This window comes from Bacillus sp. FDAARGOS_235, from assembly GCF_002073415.2.
GTDB lineage: Bacteria > Bacillota > Bacilli > Bacillales > Bacillaceae_G > Bacillus_A > Bacillus_A toyonensis.
Genome location: NZ_CP020437.2, coordinates 4,716,057 through 4,732,368, shown reverse-complemented (window position 1 = coordinate 4,732,368; position 16,312 = coordinate 4,716,057). Strand labels below are relative to the sequence as shown.

General features: G+C 34.0%; 23 protein-coding genes. 9 read left to right on the top strand and 14 right to left on the bottom strand.

All coding sequences use genetic code 11. From position 1 onward, the window contains the following. Positions 1 to 36: 36 nt before the first annotated feature. Positions 37 to 477, bottom strand: coding sequence for a histidine utilization transcription antiterminator HutP (hutP, locus tag A6J74_RS26820; RefSeq protein ID WP_000926519.1), 441 nt, complete (start codon positions 475 to 477; stop codon positions 37 to 39). Between the two features lie 195 nt (positions 478 to 672). Between hutP and A6J74_RS26810 the strand changes: the two genes are divergently transcribed. Beyond that, complete coding sequence (locus A6J74_RS26810; protein ID WP_001129127.1) at positions 673 to 1,620, top strand: class I SAM-dependent methyltransferase; 948 nt, start codon at positions 673 to 675, stop codon at positions 1,618 to 1,620. Between the two features lie 25 nt (positions 1,621 to 1,645). Here the strand turns inward: A6J74_RS26810 and A6J74_RS26805 are convergent, their stop codons facing one another. Next, positions 1,646 to 2,206 carry a DJ-1/PfpI family protein gene (locus A6J74_RS26805; RefSeq protein ID WP_000725025.1) on the bottom strand — a complete coding sequence of 187 codons (561 nt, stop codon included), beginning with the start codon at positions 2,204 to 2,206 and terminating at the stop codon, positions 1,646 to 1,648. Next, a complete protein-coding gene (locus A6J74_RS26800) occupies positions 2,203 to 2,790 on the bottom strand; it encodes an AAA family ATPase (protein WP_002093451.1) in 588 nt (195 codons plus the stop codon). The genes A6J74_RS26805 and A6J74_RS26800 overlap by 4 nt, the downstream gene beginning before the upstream one ends. Before the next feature lie 245 nt (positions 2,791 to 3,035). On the opposite strand from A6J74_RS26800, the gene A6J74_RS26790 reads away from it, so the two are divergent. Both A6J74_RS26790 and A6J74_RS26785 read left to right on the top strand, forming a co-directional pair. Next, positions 3,036 to 3,332, top strand: a complete 297-nt coding sequence (locus A6J74_RS26790) for a hypothetical protein (protein ID WP_000262403.1) — start codon at positions 3,036 to 3,038, stop codon at positions 3,330 to 3,332. A gap of 106 nt (positions 3,333 to 3,438) precedes the next feature. Next, a complete protein-coding gene (locus tag A6J74_RS26785; RefSeq protein WP_000889376.1) occupies positions 3,439 to 3,870 on the top strand; it encodes a DUF2621 domain-containing protein in 432 nt (143 codons plus the stop codon). Positions 3,871 to 3,940: 70 nt separating this feature from the next. Here the strand turns inward: A6J74_RS26785 and A6J74_RS26780 are convergent, their stop codons facing one another. The 3 genes from A6J74_RS26780 to A6J74_RS30755 form a co-directional block, all read right to left on the bottom strand. Next, entirely contained in the window at positions 3,941 to 4,447 is a 507-nt protein-coding gene (locus A6J74_RS26780) for a CcdC family protein (RefSeq protein WP_001028440.1), read from the bottom strand. 90 nt (positions 4,448 to 4,537) lie between these two features. Continuing rightward, the gene (gene ccdA, locus A6J74_RS26775) at positions 4,538 to 5,245 is read right to left on the bottom strand and encodes a cytochrome c-type biogenesis protein CcdA (protein WP_001152675.1); all 708 of its coding nucleotides are present in this window, start codon (positions 5,243 to 5,245) and stop codon (positions 4,538 to 4,540) included. 16 nt (positions 5,246 to 5,261) lie between these two features. Then, positions 5,262 to 5,411: a peptidase T gene (locus A6J74_RS30755; RefSeq protein WP_073990665.1), complete on the bottom strand. Its 150-nt coding sequence runs from the start codon at positions 5,409 to 5,411 to the stop codon at positions 5,262 to 5,264. Positions 5,412 to 5,728: 317 nt separating this feature from the next. Between A6J74_RS30755 and A6J74_RS26765 the strand changes: the two genes are divergently transcribed. Both A6J74_RS26765 and A6J74_RS26760 read left to right on the top strand, forming a co-directional pair. After that, positions 5,729 to 6,637: an EamA family transporter gene (locus A6J74_RS26765; RefSeq protein ID WP_000947024.1), complete on the top strand. Its 909-nt coding sequence runs from the start codon at positions 5,729 to 5,731 to the stop codon at positions 6,635 to 6,637. Positions 6,638 to 6,793: 156 nt separating this feature from the next. After that, positions 6,794 to 7,939, top strand: coding sequence for a M20 peptidase aminoacylase family protein (locus A6J74_RS26760; RefSeq protein ID WP_000146709.1), 1,146 nt, complete (start codon positions 6,794 to 6,796; stop codon positions 7,937 to 7,939). 37 nt (positions 7,940 to 7,976) lie between these two features. On the opposite strand, the gene A6J74_RS26755 is transcribed toward A6J74_RS26760, so the two are convergent. From A6J74_RS26755 to A6J74_RS26745, 3 genes are all read right to left on the bottom strand, one after another. Further along, on the bottom strand, positions 7,977 to 8,921 hold the full coding sequence (locus A6J74_RS26755; RefSeq protein ID WP_000482778.1) for an ABC transporter permease: 945 nt from the start codon (positions 8,919 to 8,921) through the stop codon (positions 7,977 to 7,979). After that, a complete protein-coding gene (locus A6J74_RS26750) occupies positions 8,914 to 9,825 on the bottom strand; it encodes an ABC transporter ATP-binding protein (protein ID WP_000180632.1) in 912 nt (303 codons plus the stop codon). Before A6J74_RS26750 ends, A6J74_RS26755 begins: the two co-directional genes overlap by 8 nt. A gap of 90 nt (positions 9,826 to 9,915) precedes the next feature. Further along, positions 9,916 to 10,491, bottom strand: a complete 576-nt coding sequence (locus tag A6J74_RS26745) for an FtsX-like permease family protein (RefSeq protein ID WP_000050639.1) — start codon at positions 10,489 to 10,491, stop codon at positions 9,916 to 9,918. Between the two features lie 174 nt (positions 10,492 to 10,665). Between A6J74_RS26745 and A6J74_RS26740 the strand changes: the two genes are divergently transcribed. After that, positions 10,666 to 11,265 carry a hypothetical protein gene (locus tag A6J74_RS26740; RefSeq protein WP_001222411.1) on the top strand — a complete coding sequence of 200 codons (600 nt, stop codon included), beginning with the start codon at positions 10,666 to 10,668 and terminating at the stop codon, positions 11,263 to 11,265. Positions 11,266 to 11,357: 92 nt separating this feature from the next. On the opposite strand, the gene alsR is transcribed toward A6J74_RS26740, so the two are convergent. Next, on the bottom strand, positions 11,358 to 12,257 hold the full coding sequence (gene alsR, locus A6J74_RS26735) for an acetoin biosynthesis transcriptional regulator AlsR (protein WP_000423218.1): 900 nt from the start codon (positions 12,255 to 12,257) through the stop codon (positions 11,358 to 11,360). A 152-nt stretch (positions 12,258 to 12,409) separates the two neighbouring features. Here alsR and A6J74_RS26730 point away from each other — a divergent pair, with 152 nt between their 5' ends. Continuing rightward, positions 12,410 to 12,775, top strand: a complete 366-nt coding sequence (locus A6J74_RS26730) for a CidA/LrgA family holin-like protein (RefSeq protein WP_000872363.1) — start codon at positions 12,410 to 12,412, stop codon at positions 12,773 to 12,775. Then, on the top strand, positions 12,772 to 13,449 hold the full coding sequence (locus tag A6J74_RS26725) for an LrgB family protein (protein WP_000578968.1): 678 nt from the start codon (positions 12,772 to 12,774) through the stop codon (positions 13,447 to 13,449). Before A6J74_RS26730 ends, A6J74_RS26725 begins: the two co-directional genes overlap by 4 nt. Positions 13,450 to 13,460: 11 nt before the next feature. On the opposite strand, the gene A6J74_RS26720 is transcribed toward A6J74_RS26725, so the two are convergent. Next, entirely contained in the window at positions 13,461 to 13,874 is a 414-nt protein-coding gene (locus tag A6J74_RS26720; RefSeq protein ID WP_080609725.1) for an NUDIX hydrolase, read from the bottom strand. Between the two features lie 140 nt (positions 13,875 to 14,014). On the opposite strand from A6J74_RS26720, the gene A6J74_RS26715 reads away from it, so the two are divergent. Beyond that, positions 14,015 to 14,215 (top strand): DUF3903 domain-containing protein, encoded by a 201-nt coding sequence (locus A6J74_RS26715; protein ID WP_000624210.1) that lies wholly within the window; start codon positions 14,015 to 14,017, stop codon positions 14,213 to 14,215. 318 nt (positions 14,216 to 14,533) lie between these two features. On the opposite strand, the gene A6J74_RS26710 is transcribed toward A6J74_RS26715, so the two are convergent. From A6J74_RS26710 to A6J74_RS26700, 3 genes are all read right to left on the bottom strand, one after another. After that, a complete protein-coding gene (locus A6J74_RS26710) occupies positions 14,534 to 15,289 on the bottom strand; it encodes a sulfite exporter TauE/SafE family protein (RefSeq protein ID WP_000974639.1) in 756 nt (251 codons plus the stop codon). 108 nt (positions 15,290 to 15,397) lie between these two features. Beyond that, a complete protein-coding gene (locus tag A6J74_RS26705) occupies positions 15,398 to 15,544 on the bottom strand; it encodes a BC1881 family protein (protein WP_000849372.1) in 147 nt (48 codons plus the stop codon). A gap of 248 nt (positions 15,545 to 15,792) precedes the next feature. Then, on the bottom strand, positions 15,793 to 16,296 hold the full coding sequence (locus A6J74_RS26700) for a hypothetical protein (protein WP_002109353.1): 504 nt from the start codon (positions 16,294 to 16,296) through the stop codon (positions 15,793 to 15,795). Positions 16,297 to 16,312: the final 16 nt, after the last annotated feature.

The window sequence follows — 16,312 nt, the reverse complement described above, 5'->3', positions numbered from 1 at the left end:
GTAAGGCCCCCTTCTAACTAATAGACTATGGGCAAATCATATGTGATTAATTCCTAAACCAATCGCCTCATGCTCAGATCCTTTTACAGGTGCACCAATCGTTCCATAAAGTGCAACAGCAACCCATTCGCCTTCTTTTTTTCCGTCGTATGGTGTACCGCGCACAATTGCAAAACGAAGTCCTACTGTACGAAGAACGTCTGCTAACTGAATTTGACCTCTCGTCACTCCGTACAAAGCTTCCATTATTGCATGATAAAGTGCATGTGTTTCTCTGTAAACATCCGTTTCAATAACTCGGTTGCTTTTAGCCGCTGTTTCCATTGCCGCTACGACCTTTTGCGAATTCATAGAACCCACTTTCCCTGTACAATATTTCCAACCTTTTGGAATAGATAATACAGGGCTTTCATTCTCATCCGCAAGTGCCAACAGCATGGCCATACGACCAATTCGATGTGTTCCTTGAAGAAGCATGTGACTCTCTCATTTCTTTTAATTATTTGAATATTTCTTAATTTAAGAATAAATGAAAACGGTTAAATCGTCAATAGTTTAAACTCATATTCAAACATTTTTTCACCTCCCCTAATTTTGTGTACACAAATTATTTACACAAAATTTCCAGGCATGCTATATTTTCACTAACAGATGAAAAGAGGCGAGTTTTCAGTGGCGAAACGAAAAGATATTCATTTTCGAATTGAAGAAAATTTACTTGAAAGGTTTGAAGCAGCACTCCATTACGAAGGCTTAAAGAAGACAGATGTATTAACACATGCGATTCAGCAATTTTGCACGAAGGTGGAATCCGAAAAAATGAATGATGTAAAACGCCAATACAACGTCAGCAACCATTTACAAACACGTATCCATACGCATAAACGTTTCGAAGAGAAACAAGTGAATTTAGATGAAGTCGTCCTTGAACATTTACAACTTCAAGGAAAAGAAAACATATTAGAAGTTGGGTGCGCGAGTGGAAAATTCCTTTCCCTTTTACAAACTAACGGTCATAAAGGCCAATTAACCGGATTTGATCAATCGAAAGCCATGCTTTCTGAAGCCGCTAAAAAAAGTAATAGAATTGAATGGAAACAGGGTGATGCTAGTAAACTTCCATTCGAAGATAATTGTTATGACTGGATAATCGCAAGACATATGTTATACCACGTGAAAGATGTAAAAAGAACCATTCAAGACTTTTATAAAGTCATTCGTCCTGGCGGTACACTTTTAGCTACAACAAATTCTAACGTTTCATTACCTCGTATAGTTGAAATGTGTAACAAGATGTTAGCCGCATTTGATTTACCGCAAACATCAGCAGCGGTTGCTCCATTTTGTTTAGAAAATGGTAAGGAGATATTACAATCTGTTTTTCCAACTGTTGCAGAAACAGTTATTCATAATGCACTCGTTTTTCATCACGCTACTCCGATCGTAAACTATATTTCTAGCATGTTCCCATCACTGAATATACCAGACAATATGTATCTTCACGCCGAAATGAAGGAATGGCTACAAAAAGAAATAGAAAATGAATTATCACTTCATAACGGTATATGGCATGATCCGAAAACGGTAGCGATTTATCGATGTAAAAAAGAAAAAAGCTAGCAAATGCTAGCTTTTACACGTTTTCTCATAAAAGTTTCTCCATCACTACATTGCCTTTACCACAATAAAAATTTGTATTATGTTCGTCTGCTACTCCAAAATAAGAAGCAATCGCTATTCCGAATGGTACAAATGCATGCCCTTGTGCTGTAATTATATTTGAGTGCTGCACAACTTCTTTATACACGAAATTTTCTACTGGAAAACAATCGAATCTTTTATAATCTATGGTCGCTGTATAAGATCCCCCTTTCAATAAGCCTGCCTTTGCCAACGCATACGGTCCAGCACAAATTGCTGCCACTAATTTTTCTTGTTCATAAAATTGATGAATGATTGAAAAAAGAGGTTTTGCATCTTTCAACTGTACTTCTTCTCCACCTGGAATAAGTATCCCTTCATACTCATCTACACGCACTTCACTTAATTCTATATGCGGCTGCACTTGCAACCCCGTTTCACTTATAACCAATTCCTTAGTTAAACCTGCTGTAATGATTTCATATTTATTTCTCAGCAATGCCGTTGCTACCGTTATTTCAAACTCCGCAAATGTTGGGTATACGAATAATACTATTTTCTTCATAGCCCTCTCTCCTTTAGCCATCGTATAAAATATGCTTCTAATTCGTCCACTGATAATGCATTCGTGTCCACATAAGTTACAGGAAATTGTTTATACCATTCTTTTTCAGTTTCTACTAATTTAAGTTGTTCTTCAAATGTACTTCGGTTTCTTACCCTATCATTATTTTTTCTATCATATACATTCTCTTTCGAAACGTCTAAATAAAAAATTGCATCCGAACGGCATTTTCTTAGTTCACATAAATCATCTTGCAATTCTGTTTCTATATCCCACTCTTTTCCTATTAATTTCGGATAAAAAAGTGTATAGAACTCAATATCTTCTGGCCCACGATCAAAAATCACCGTTGATTCCTGGATATTTTGAAACTCTTTTATTTTTGCTCCAATGAACATTTTTTGATTTGTTATAAAACCATCTTTTGAATTCATATCTAAATTTAATTCTATTCGCTTTTCTACAATTCGATATGGATTTTCATATATAACCGATAACCCATGTTGCTCTAGCCTTTTAGCTACTGTTGTTTTCCCACTTGCCATCGGTCCTTGTAGTGAAATTACATATGCCATCCCACTCATTCCCTTTCCATATAATATATTGATAATATACATAATTTTGAAAACTATCAACAAAATATATATCATCTTGTTTCTTATTCTTATGTAACTTATAATAAAAGATAGAGATTATGACGAACGCAAAAATAATGTAAGCTTGGAAATCCAAGCTTACATTATTTTTTGCTTTCCCTTTTCTAATAAAAAGAGTATACTAAATTAGAACGTATGTTCTTAACGATTACATACAGTAAGGAGATAGAACAATGGTATACGACACAAAAGCAATTTCTTGGAATGAATCTTTAAAACAACTTCAACGCCGCTATACAAACAAACAAGTTGACCGAAAAGAATTTGAAGATATTGAACTAATGGAATTCTTCCGCGATAACGACTACATTTCTTTACCTACACATATAAGCGGCCTATCAACAGCACGTTTTACTTCTTACTCTATTTTCACAACTGAAGATAAAGATCGTAAAGTTGGCACACTTATTATTGAGTATGTTGAAGACGATAATAATAATTTATGTGTTGAACAACTATACTTTGTTTAAATGATTACGCTTGGTCAAAATGACCAAGCGTTCTTGCTTTCTATGAATCTCAATGTTTATAATATGAATAAAAGAAAATCGAAATCATTTAAAGGGGGGGATATACTTGCTCGAAGGATGGTTCAGTTGGTTCATTGTATTATGGACTGTCATTTTATTAGGACTTATGTCTATCGGTGGATACTTTATGTTCAGAAAATTTTTAAAACGATTACCAAAAGAAGATGGTATGTCCATTTTAGATTGGGAAGAACACTACATAAATAAAACGAGACATTTATGGGCTGACGAACAAAAACAATTGCTAGAAGAGCTTGTAAGTCCTGTTCCAGAACTATTTCGCGACGTTGCCAAATCCAAAATCGCTGGTAAAATTGGAGAACTTGCATTACAAGAAAATGCCTCTCAAATTACACAAGACTTAATTATTAAAGGATATATTATTGCCACACCAAAGCGTGATCATAAATTTTTAGTAAAAAAACTACAAGAAAAAGAGATTGATTATTCAAACTACAAGTCTTTACTCGCAAAATAACTTCACATTATTTTCGATAAAAAAGACAGCGCCTTTGACGCTGTCTTTTTTATTTTATACATATACAGTTTTAAGTTAGCTTCATATCTTTTTCATTATAAAAACCATCTTCTTTTTCCATTTCCTTCTGTAATTTCGTAAAGGAACGGTACATCGCAATTCTCCATGATACAATCATCGCAAACGCAAGTAAGAAGAACATGCCGCTAAGTTGTCCTAAATCAAGAGATTGACTTAAGTATGTTTTAAATACAATCCGTACTACAAGTAATCCAATTAATATAAAAACAAATGCTTTTGAACGCTTCAAGTAAATCTCTTGTCCTCTAATTTCAAATTTAGATGTTTTAATAAGAAAAATAGAGAAAATCAAACCAACACCAATTGCTTCTAACATTTCTGCTGGAGTTAATCGAAATTCAGGAAAAACATACATCAATGCTCCCGTACTCATAAAAAATGGCGGAAGTATAATTTTTTTCAATGTTGCAGGTTTCTTAGCTGCTTTTAAACGAATAAACATCGCACCGACAGCCATACAAACAGCAACGATACTTGATAAAAGAACTATGTTCATATTTTCTCATCCTTTTTTGTGGCTATATGCAAAATATACTTTCATTATATGCTTTTCCGTTAGTATTTCCAACATTTTCACAGAATAATACTAAAAACCGGTAAAACCACCAAATAAACTTGAGAAATATACGATAATTTTCGTCATCCAATTAAAGTATAAGAAGATACCCATGACAATCATAATGTATCCTCCGACTTTCATAAAGGCCATACTATTTCTTTTAATCCAAGACATTTTCGTAATAAAGAATGAAAGCACGAAAAATGGGATAGCAAATCCAAGTATGTAAGCAATCATATAAATCATTGCTGATTCTGGGTTTGTTGCTGCTAATCCAATTACGGACACTAAAATAGGTCCAGTACATGGCGTCCATCCTGCAGCAAAGGCCAATCCAATTAGAACTGATCCAAAATAGCCACTCGGACGATTTTTAAATGTAAATTTGCGATCTTGCATTAAAAACTTCGGCTTAAATACCCCAACAATAATAAGACCGAACACGATGATAAATATACCACCTAGCTGTCTAATTAAATCTTTATAATCTGTAAAGATTCCTCCAATAAAACTTGTACCAAATCCAATTGCAATAAATATAATTGAAAATCCAAGTAAGAAAAACGCTGTATGTATCATACTTCTTTTGCGAAGCATTGCATTTTCTTCTTTCAATTCAGAAACCGACATACCTGTTATGTACGATAAAAATGCCGGATAAAGCGGTAAGCAACATGGGGAAATAAATGATAAGAACCCAGCGCCAAACGCTAAAAAAATACTAATATCTTGCATAATTCCACTCCTCTCCTTACATATTGTAGCAAAAACACATAAAAATACTATGAACAATTCGTGAACTCACTTTTACAACGTGGTAATAAGAAAAACCACTCTTTCTCACAGTTTCTAATAAAACGTTTTCATTTCCTTCTATTATATAGAAAAATCTCAATTGGATTAGGAAACCCTTTAATTGTTATTAACATAACAAAGGTAACATAGTTTCTCAAATGATTAGCACGTATACGTACGTTTATATACATATTGATTTAAAAAATATTTTTTCAAATGCTGTCTTTATACAATACAAAGCTGATTTTACAATACTTTTATAATTAACAATTTCAAGATTATGCATAAATATCATACTTTTATTATTATTCTATAAAATGTCGCACTTTTCTTTTATTTGACCCTACATTTTTAATTTTGTATACTTCCCTCTAGATATATTTTCGTTACGGAACAACTTCACATAGATGGGAGGAATTTTTCATGCTTCGTTATTCTCTTTTAGTTTTATTAGGAGCGTGTAGTTATGGAATTTTAGCTATTTTTGTTAAACTTGCATATGCAGAAGGATTTTCACTTGGAGAGGTAATTGGCAGCCAATATTTGTTCGGTTGGATTATTTTGCTGGCTATTACACTTCTATTTTCTAGACACCGCGTTCCATTAAAACAAGCATTAATTTTATTCGTTGCAGGAACATCTGCAAGTTTTACTGGAATTTTTTATTATGCTTCATTAAAAACTGTACCAGCTTCTATCGCAATTATTCTTTTGTTCCAATTCGTTTGGGTCGGTATTATTATTGAAGCTATTGTAACAAAAACATTACCTTCAAGGGAAAAAGTTATTTCGGTTATTTTCTTACTTGTAGGTACATTTTTATCAAGTGGTTTACTGGAAAAATCGGCAGGTACTTTCGATACAACAGGAATCATTTTAGGGCTATTATCTGCTATTACATTTGCAACATACATTTTTGTGAGCGGAAAAGTTGCTGTTGAAGTACCTTCATTACCACGTGGTGTCCTGTTAATGGCTGGCGCTTTAACTTTAGTTATGATCGTATTCCCACCAACATTTATTATGAACGGTGCCATTTCTCAAGGACTTTGGAAATACGGCTTAGGATTAGGAATATTTAGTATCGTTATTCCGTCTATTGCCTTTACAATTGGTATTCCAAAAATCGGTTCTGGCTTAGCGACTATTCTTGGTGCAGCAGAGCTACCAGTTACAACAATTATGTCTGTATCCGTTTTAAAAGAAGCTGTACTATCTTCACAGTGGATAGGTGTATCACTTATTTTAATCGGTATTGCAATTCCGCAAATTGCATATGCAAGGCGTGGATGTTATCAAAAACATCATACACATAAAAAAGTGGCAGCATAAAGTAAAACTTTAATCAGTGGGGATTTTGTTCATCCCCACTGATTATTAGCTCACACCACTCGGGCATTAACGAGAGAGGATTTTCATTTGAGAATCCTCTCTTTTATTGTTGTATACTTATAGTAAATACTTCGCTTAAGAAAGAGGGCATAATACGTGGCATCTATTCCAAATCAACTAACAGAAAAACTTATTTCCATTCGCCGACATTTACATGAGTATCCAGAACTATCATATGAAGAGTTTGAAACAACAAAAGCGATAAAAACTTGGTTAGAAGAAGCAAATATTACTATTATTGATTCCAATTTAGAAACAGGAATTATCGCAGAAATTTCTGGTAATCAAAATGGTCCAATTATAGCAATTCGTGCTGATATTGATGCCCTTCCTATTCAAGAAGAAACAAACTTACCATACACTTCAAAAATTCAAGGTAAAATGCATGCTTGCGGACATGATTTTCATACAGCAGCTATTTTAGGTACAGCTTTCTTATTAAAAGAAAAGGAATCTTCCCTAAATGGAACGGTTCGCTTTATATTCCAACCAGCTGAAGAAAGTAGCAACGGTGCTTGCAAAGTTATTGAAGCTGGACATTTACATGATGTACAAGCTATTTTCGGTATGCATAATAAACCTGATTTACCAGTAGGTACAATTGGCATTAAAGATGGTCCACTAATGGCTGGAGTAGATCGATTTGAAATTGAAATTCACGGTGTCGGGACGCACGCAGCTGTACCAGATGCTGGTGTTGACCCTATCGTCGCATCCTCTCAAATTGTTATGGCACTACAAACAATTGTAAGTCGAAATATTAGCTCTTCACATAATGCCGTTGTAAGTGTTACAAACATTCATTCAGGAAATACGTGGAACGTTATTCCTGAAAAAGCAACATTAGAAGGAACAGTTCGTACATTCCAAAATGAAACACGAGAAAAGATACCAGCTTTAATGGAACGTATTATTAAAGGAGTTTCTGATGCATTAGGCGTAAAAACAGAATTCCGTTTTTATTCAGGTCCTCCTGCTGTTCATAACGATACATCTCTAACCGACTTATCTACTCAAGTTGCCGAAAAAATGAATTTAAATATTATTTCTCCTAACCCATCAATGGCCGGAGAAGACTTCTCCTTTTACCAACAAGAAATACCAGGTTCATTCGTCTTTATGGGAACGAGCGGTACACATGAGTGGCATCATCCTTCTTTTACAATTGATGAACGAGCACTCCCTATAAGTGCAAAATACTTTGCTTTGCTAGCTGAAAAAGCTCTTAAACAATTCTCATAGAAAAAAGCCGTTAAGGGGTACTTAACGGCTTTTCTTATTAAGTTAAATCGCGTTTTAAAAATACTGTATAGGAAATACTTAAAAATACAAATAAATACAGCAATAACATACATGAAGCAAATGGGAAGGTTACTCCTTCAATAAAACTTCCATTCTTGGCAATACCGTATAAATCTGTGTTTGCCGGCAATAAATATTTCACCCAATTATATCTAGTTGCTGCTAGTAACGCAATATTTCCTGATAAAGCAAGAAACAGTGAAATACCGATTGCGCCCCCACTAGATCTTGTTAACACAGAAATCATAAATGCAAACGCTGCGTACACAAGAGTTGGCAACCACGATAAAATGTAATATTTACTTACTTCCACAAAAATATTTTGTTTTATAATATTTCCATCTTGAAAAATAAATTCACTCCATGCAGGCTGTTGGAATTTATAAATAACAAGTCCACTTAAAGCGGAGAAAATCATATTAAATATAAACAATAAAGCTGCAAATATAACGATTGCTAAAAATTTTGCTGTTAAAATTTTAAATCGACTTGCCGGACGGATTGTTAAAAATTTATATGTTCCCCAGCTATATTCATTCGCAAAAATTGTACTTGCATACACGAGGATAAATGGAAGCAAAATTGGAAATACGATAAAACCTGTATCTCTCATGAAAGAAAGTGGAGAACTGCTTGCTGGTGCTATATCCGTATCTAAATGCTTCATTTTAAGCTGATATTCCTTTACAAGCTCGTCCCCCGACCTTTCTGCTAAAATAGCTTCTTTTTTCATACCAAGCTTTTTCTCAATTTCTACCGTACGTTCTGTATAATCTGCTTTCCAACCCTTTGTTTCTGGTTCTAAATACTTTACCGTAACCCATCCTAATCCAATTATTAATACTGCAATAACCGCAAAAGGAATAATCGTTCTTTTACGCTTAAATATTTTATACAGCTCGTTATACACTAAATTAAACAATATCTTTTCCCCCTGTTAATTCTAAAAATTGCTCTTCTAACGTTTTTCTTTCTTCATATACACGATAAACTTGAATATTTTTCTCAAGCAAAGTACGAATAACATTTGGGATTTCTTCATCTTTTACATTGATAAGTAGATCATTACCTTTTATTACAACATCACATTCTAACATTTCCGCTGCTTTATTTGCATCATCTACACGTATACGGATCGTCTCCATCTCTTCACTATGACTATGCTGAATATTTTGCGTCGCTACATATTCTCCGTGTTGAATAATAATAACTCTGTCACACATTAATTCAACTTCTGAAAGTAAGTGACTAGATACAAGTACTGCTTTTCCTTGTTCATGTGCAATTTTCTTTATGTACATTCTCATTTCATGTATTCCACTTGGATCTAGTCCATTCGTTGGTTCATCTAGTACCAATACATCTGGATTATGAATAAGCGCCTGAGCAATCCCTAAACGTTGTCTCATACCGAGTGAATATGCTTTTACTTTACGGTCAATTACTTGTCCCATTCCTAACAATTTCACTACTTCATCGATACGTTCTTCTGTCACATTCCCATTCATTCGGCCGAAATATGTTAAATTTTCGTAGCCGCTCAAAAAAGGATAAAATTCCGGTGTCTCAATTACTGCACCAATTTTCGCAGCAGTTTTTTCAAATTGCTGTTTTACAGATTGACCATCAATCCATACTTCACCTTCTGTCATACGGATCATACCGACCATCATTCTCATTAAAGTCGTTTTTCCAGCACCATTTGGTCCTAGCAGGCCAACAACTTCACCTTTTTTAACTTCGAAACTAATATTTTCTACAAGTGTCTTTGAACCGATTCGCTTCGTTAACCGCTCAACTTTTACAATTGATTGTTCATTTGTCATTCTATACAACCTTTCCTTCCCATTCTTTGTCAGGTCTTTTCACTCTAACACGATTATTTTCATGTGTAAAATAGAAAAAGGCATGATTTCTCATGCCTTTTTCTCAAACTGAAACAAATTTCCGTCTTTTAAACTTCGAACAAATCGACAACATTGCATCATCGATAATACGACGACAGCCATCATAATTATACTAACAACTGCTATTGCATATATTGTAATTGGTGCACTATTTATCCCTTGTATCCCTGCTATTTTCATAAAGATAATCGTGAATAATTTCAAAAATAACATCCCATGAACTAGACCGAAAACAGACGCTGCTCCATAAATGAATAATTGCTCCTGACATAATAAACATAGTATTTCATTTTTTTTCATATTCCCTACTACATAAGATTTAAATTCCTCTCTCCTCACTTGCAGAAGAGAATTCGTCATTTTATACGCAATAAAAATACATATAAAAATCAATAAAATAAACAGCGTGTAAAAACACATTTGAAACAAAAATGTTGCCCCTATTTTCCCAGTCGCTAGTTCATTAAATTGTAGCGACATCATAAAAAACAAAATTGCAGTACACATGGCAATCCACATGAATTGCTTCATCCTTTTGACAGCAAATGTTCTTATATTTTTTCTCGCTAACCGACATAAAGACATAAATTTCTTCCCCTACCTTATAACATACGCATTCTATACTACTAGTGTATAAAAATATGACATTACAAACATCGCACTACAATCTGAATCTTTTCTAAGTCTTTAGTCCTAGAAAGGAAAATGGGAATTTATTCATATTTAAATTATAATTGTAAAAAGAGGAGGGTTTATACTATGCGTATAAACGTATTATTTATCTTATCTTTACTTTTCTTTACTAGTTGTAACCAAATACAAAATAATGAAGTTGCTTCTGTAGAAGCTTACAAGTTAACAAAAGAACAGTCTTCTATTTTACAAATGACGCCTATTCAAGAAGGAAATAGTATGTTTTATAACGTTACACTTAATAATGATAAAGATGAAATAAATGCTACGATTGATTATTATCAAAATGGTAAAAAAGTAAAAGAGATTACTAACATCGCTTCATCACATTTTCTAGAAAAGAAAATAAAACTCTCTTTCATACCACCACATTTCCAATTTGATAAAGATGTAAAAGAAAAAGGTCAATGGTATATTAATATTGACGGTGGTTCAACGCTTGCTCCTGAAGAAGCACCTCTAGGTGTAAATAGTTCTGCAACTATTACAATTCAATCTGCAAAAAATTTAAGATATAATCAGAAAACAATTTTAGCTGCTGTAATCCAAACAAGTAAAGAAACTGTAAGCGTCCCTACAATTGATGAAGAAACAGGTATTGATCTACTCTTAAAAGAAAATGAACACGTTTATCTTTTCAGTATCGAGCTAAAAAAAGAAAAATAAAACAGAAATGCACTTAAGCTGCATTTCCGCTTTATTGTTTAATAAGGTGTACTTTTATATATTCGAATTAAATCTATTTACCGTTACTAATATTACTCATCTTCTACTTCTATTCGTTTCTTCTCTCTTGCAATTTTTAAAAACTCTAACAGCTCTGGATTACTATTCATTTTTTTATAAGCTACCGACATTTCTGCAACAAAATTAGAATCATATAATTCTTTATATACAACTTCTGTTTTATATAATTTATTTGCCGATACAGGGATTACTGTAATCCCAATCCCTGCTGCTACAAGCCCCATAACTGTTTGATATTCTGTTGCTTCTTGTACAATTTGAGGACTAAAGCCAACCTCTCGACAAAGAGATAAAATTGTATCATACAACGCCGGCCATACTGGTCTCGTAATAAAAACAAACGGTTCATCGCGTAAATCTTCTATATGTATTTCATCTTTCTCTGCAAGTGGATGTGCCTTTGGCAAACATAAAGTACAAGATAACCTTTGAATTGGTTCTAACTCTAATAATTGTGTTGAAATTGGCGGCCGTAAAAATCCAATATCAATACGATTATCATGAAGTGCATGCACTTGATCTGGTGTAGATAATTCATGTAATGCGACAGACACTCTCGGAAATTTCTTTCTATACTCCCTGACGATAGACGGTAAAATATCATATATCGCCGCACCTACAAAACCAATTGAGAGTGATCCAACTTCTCCCCTTTGCGCACTTTGTGCAACTTCTACTGCTTTTTCAATTTGCTCAAACGCTTTTTTTACTTCTTTTAAAAACATTTCTCCTGCTTCTGTTAATTCAACCTTTCTCTTCGTTCTTGAAAATAACAGAACTCCCATTTCTTTTTCTAATTGCTGAATTTGTTGACTAAGTGGCGGTTGTGTCATTTGTAAACGAGCAGCCGCTCGTCCAAAGTGTAACTCTTCTGCCACAACAACAAAATATTGCAAATGCCGTAATTCCATTTTGGACACCCTTTTCAATTTCAATTAATACGTCTAATATATTAATAACATATAATTTATATATTAGACAAATATTTTGAATGAACGTATAGTAGAAATTGTTAATTCTTTTTTACAATTTTTATGTAAAAAAAGAAAGAGGTGGTTACTGTATGAAATGGTGGAAGTTAAGTGGACAAATTTTATTATTATTTTGTTTCGCTTGGACAGGTGAATGGATCGCAAAACAGGCACACCTCCCAGTTCCAGGAAGTATAATCGGTATTTTTTTATTATTAATTTCATTAAAATTTAACCTAGTTAAAAAAGAGTGGATACAGGACGGAGCAGACTTTTTATTAAAAGAACTTATTTTATTTTTTATTCCTTCTGCAGTCGCTGTTATTCGTTACAAAGATACACTATCACAATATGGAATCGATCTCATTTTAATTATTATGATTAGTACACTTTGTGTTACTCTCGTAACAGGACTATTAACAGAATTGCTACTTAAGCGGAAAGGATCAACGCAATGATCGGCTTTCTTTGTTTACTATTAACACTATTGACATATTGGATATCTAAAAAAATATATCAACGTTGGAATTGGAGCTTACTTTCTCCTCTCCTTGTCTGTCCCATTATTTTAATCGCTTTATTGCTTGGACTAGACACACCTTATGAAACATATGAATCTGGTGGTCAATGGCTAACAGAATTATTAAAACCTGCAACAGTTGCTTTTGCATGGCCAATCTATAAATACTTTGATTTATTAAAGAAACACGGAATCGCCATCTTACTTAACGTCATCGTTGGTTCATTTTTATCAGTTATTACTTCGGCACTACTAGCAAATTATTTTCAAATTGATTCGTCACTAGAACATAGTTTAGCACCGCATATTGTAACGACACCAATCGCAATGGCTATTTCAGAAATGATTGGTGGCATGTCACAATTAACAGCTGTATTTGTCGTTTTAACTGCCTTAACAGGAGCATTACTCGGCCCTTCCCTTATACGTATTTGCCGCATTAAAACCGCGCTCGCAAAAGGTATTATGTTAGGAACGAGCGCAAATGGAACTGGTACATCAAAAGCATTCGAAATCGGCCCTGTTGAAGGAACAATCGCAAGTTTATCCATGCTTTTAACAGCGGGTGCTAGTTTAGTTATCGTTCCGCTTTTCTTATCTTGGATACATTAAAAAGCAAGTATTTACATACTTGCTTTTTCATTTATATATTGACATATTAACTCGTAATCCTCCGGAAAAGCTAGCGATAATTTTTCAACTTCCTGTATCCCTTTCCAGTCAATTTCATGTATTAACTCATCAGGATCTTGAATTTTCATACTACCGCCTATTTTTTTAACAAAGTAATAATGAACATACACTGGAATTCCGTATGTAATACCTTCTTTTTCGTATATTTTATTTACAACTTCCACATTGTAGCCTGTTTCCTCCCAAACTTCCCTGATACAACATTCTTCTAGTGTTTCTCCCTTTTCAAATCCTCCACTTGGTACAGACCACCTTTTTTCTTCCCCTTCTTTGCCTTGTAGCACCATTAAAATTTCATTTCTGTCATTCATACATATAGCTGCCGTACCTATCCATCTCTCCATAAACATCCCTCCCCTACTAAAATTCGCCTTCTTTTTTATTTTCCCCTTGAAAAAAGAGGAAAAAAATAAACGGTGACGAAAGAATACATCAACTTCATAGGCAGTCCCTTCTTAGAAATTAAAAACGGAAGGATGAAATTATGATTTCTAAATATGTTGTGGAATGTGTCTTTTGTGAAGAAAATCGAAAACCTCGCCAAGCTACCGTCACAGTTCCCGCCACTTCTCAACTACTAGCTATTCAAAAAGTTCGGGCTGAATGTAAACGTCGCTTTGGAAAAACGTTATTATTGCAAACAGAGGTTAAAGAAGAAATAGTTTTGGAACAAAAAGAAAGCTGACCATCAATTGGCCAGCTTTCTTGTCCGATCATATTTTCACATGAAGATTAGGGGCATCCTCTTTAAGGATCGGGATTTTCCCATTATGTACGTTCCATAATGGTCATCGAACAATATATTTCTATGCAATTAAGTATTGAATAGAATAGGGCAAAACTTGTTCGCATTTTTAGAAAAGGGATAGGGATATAATTCAAGTAGTACTTCGAATACTCGAACTTTATACTCATAATATTAATGCAAATTCTTTTATATGGGAAATATGAATTACTTATATAATTCATTCGTAAAATATATTAATATCTTGCTATAGTAGTTTTATTCCATCAATAACATACATCCGGCTAAAACTGGCGTCATAATCATTGAAAATCTCAACAGCATGCGTGGTGCATAATTTGTAAACTTCGCACCGATATATGCTCCTAACATCGTCCCAATTAATACTTGCAATAACAATATATAATCTAAATACCCTTCCGAACTATATCCAATCCCGCCTCCAATTGCAATGGGTAATATAACAAGCATAGTCGTTCCTACAGATTGCTGTATCGTTAATCCTAAAAGAACCATTAGTCCAAGTTGTATAAAAGGGGCTGAACCAATCCCGAATGAACCAGCCAACATTCCAGTAACTAATCCTAAACATATACATTTCATCAAGTTGTTTTTTGAAAGTTTTTTCTGTCCACATAAGGGTGGCTGTTGCTTATTTAGAGACATAATCAATTTAATAAACATAAAAATTGCTGATAAAAATAACATCCCAGCTGTAAACCAATGGAGAAGATGTGCTGGTATAAGCGAACCAAACTTTGAACCGATATAAGAACCAAGCGCTCCAAATCCACCAACAATCCCGCCTATCATAAGTACAACATTTCCTTCACGATAATGACTTATAACTCCAGATAACGTCGTAAATGCCATAGCAGTTAAAGATGTTGCAAGTGCAACGTGAATAGGAATATGAAATACTAAAGTGAGTATCGCGATAATAAATCCAGCTCCCCCTGCTCCAACAAATCCTAATAAAATACCCATTAATAACATCGTTATAATAATTGCCACATACTCTCCCTCCAGTATCCCAATTATCTACTATACGCCCTCTTCCATACAAATAAAAAGCATCCTATCCGGATGCTTTCACTACTTTTCTATATTGAAAATATGTAATCAATCTTGATTAATTAAAATAACAGCAGGACCAGCAACGACTACTCCAGCTACTTCTATCTTTTCAAATTCCTTTACTGTAATAGATATAACACCTTCTCTTTCCATCAATTCTTTACTCAGGACTTCAGTCGGTATCGTCTTCACCGTCTTACCTCCTTTTCATTTATACAATATGATAAAGCGACACTTTAATCAGTGGGGGTTTTGGCCACCCCCACTGATTATTAGCCCTCATCAACCAGGCTTTTGCGAGATAAAAACAACCCAATACATCCATATATATGCATCACCTCCACTTTCATTCCTTATTCCATCCAAAATTCATATTCCCTTTCTATAACATATTGAAAAATAAAAAGAAGCTATAACATATAGCTTCTCTCTAAGTTTCTTTACCCTCTCTGTACCTTATATGTCAAAACTCTACCATCTCTATCAAATTGGAAAATAAGCTGTTCACTATCTATTGGAATGAAGCCACGTTCTGTCCCAAGATAGTACAAAGTGATGACCCCTTCTTCCTCATTTCTCGTTTCAGTAGGCGTTCCTAACAATTGTGTAATTTCTTCATTTGATTTCCCTATTAATTTATATTTTTGCATGAAATCATCTACCATATGTACCCGTTTCTCTTCGTCATTTAACCACCGATCTCGATTAAAATTGGAAGTGTACTCATTCATACTTAATTGTACAGCACACACTATTAATGGAATGATCCCTACTATCATTACACGTAACATTTGTTTCTTTTCTTTATTACGACTTGTAGAAGCACGTAAGATGACTCTTTGAATCATGACTAATAAAATAAATGGCATAACTACTACAAAAATACTCTTTACACTTAATGACATATGAACTATATCGATAACGAAAATAAACGCAATGTACATGACTATATACAAACAA

Excerpts from the sequence above, each read along its gene's own strand:
- hutP (WP_000926519.1), bottom strand. The coding sequence starts at position 477 with ATGCTTCTTCAAGGAACACATCGAATTGGTCGTATGGCCATGCTGTTG.
- A6J74_RS26805 (WP_000725025.1), bottom strand. The coding sequence starts at position 2,206 with ATGAAGAAAATAGTATTATTCGTATACCCAACATTTGCGGAGTTTGAA.
- A6J74_RS26800 (WP_002093451.1), bottom strand. The coding sequence starts at position 2,790 with ATGAGTGGGATGGCATATGTAATTTCACTACAAGGACCGATGGCAAGT.
- A6J74_RS26790 (WP_000262403.1), top strand. The coding sequence starts at position 3,036 with ATGGTATACGACACAAAAGCAATTTCTTGGAATGAATCTTTAAAACAA.
- A6J74_RS26780 (WP_001028440.1), bottom strand. The coding sequence starts at position 4,447 with ATGAACATAGTTCTTTTATCAAGTATCGTTGCTGTTTGTATGGCTGTC.
- ccdA (WP_001152675.1), bottom strand. The coding sequence starts at position 5,245 with ATGCAAGATATTAGTATTTTTTTAGCGTTTGGCGCTGGGTTCTTATCA.
- A6J74_RS26765 (WP_000947024.1), top strand. The coding sequence starts at position 5,729 with ATGCTTCGTTATTCTCTTTTAGTTTTATTAGGAGCGTGTAGTTATGGA.
- A6J74_RS26750 (WP_000180632.1), bottom strand. The coding sequence starts at position 9,825 with ATGACAAATGAACAATCAATTGTAAAAGTTGAGCGGTTAACGAAGCGA.
- A6J74_RS26745 (WP_000050639.1), bottom strand. The coding sequence starts at position 10,491 with ATGTCTTTATGTCGGTTAGCGAGAAAAAATATAAGAACATTTGCTGTC.
- A6J74_RS26740 (WP_001222411.1), top strand. The coding sequence starts at position 10,666 with ATGCGTATAAACGTATTATTTATCTTATCTTTACTTTTCTTTACTAGT.
- alsR (WP_000423218.1), bottom strand. The coding sequence starts at position 12,257 with ATGGAATTACGGCATTTGCAATATTTTGTTGTTGTGGCAGAAGAGTTA.
- A6J74_RS26730 (WP_000872363.1), top strand. The coding sequence starts at position 12,410 with ATGAAATGGTGGAAGTTAAGTGGACAAATTTTATTATTATTTTGTTTC.
- A6J74_RS26725 (WP_000578968.1), top strand. The coding sequence starts at position 12,772 with ATGATCGGCTTTCTTTGTTTACTATTAACACTATTGACATATTGGATA.
- A6J74_RS26720 (WP_080609725.1), bottom strand. The coding sequence starts at position 13,874 with ATGGAGAGATGGATAGGTACGGCAGCTATATGTATGAATGACAGAAAT.
- A6J74_RS26715 (WP_000624210.1), top strand. The coding sequence starts at position 14,015 with ATGATTTCTAAATATGTTGTGGAATGTGTCTTTTGTGAAGAAAATCGA.
- A6J74_RS26700 (WP_002109353.1), bottom strand. The coding sequence starts at position 16,296 with ATGTACATTGCGTTTATTTTCGTTATCGATATAGTTCATATGTCATTA.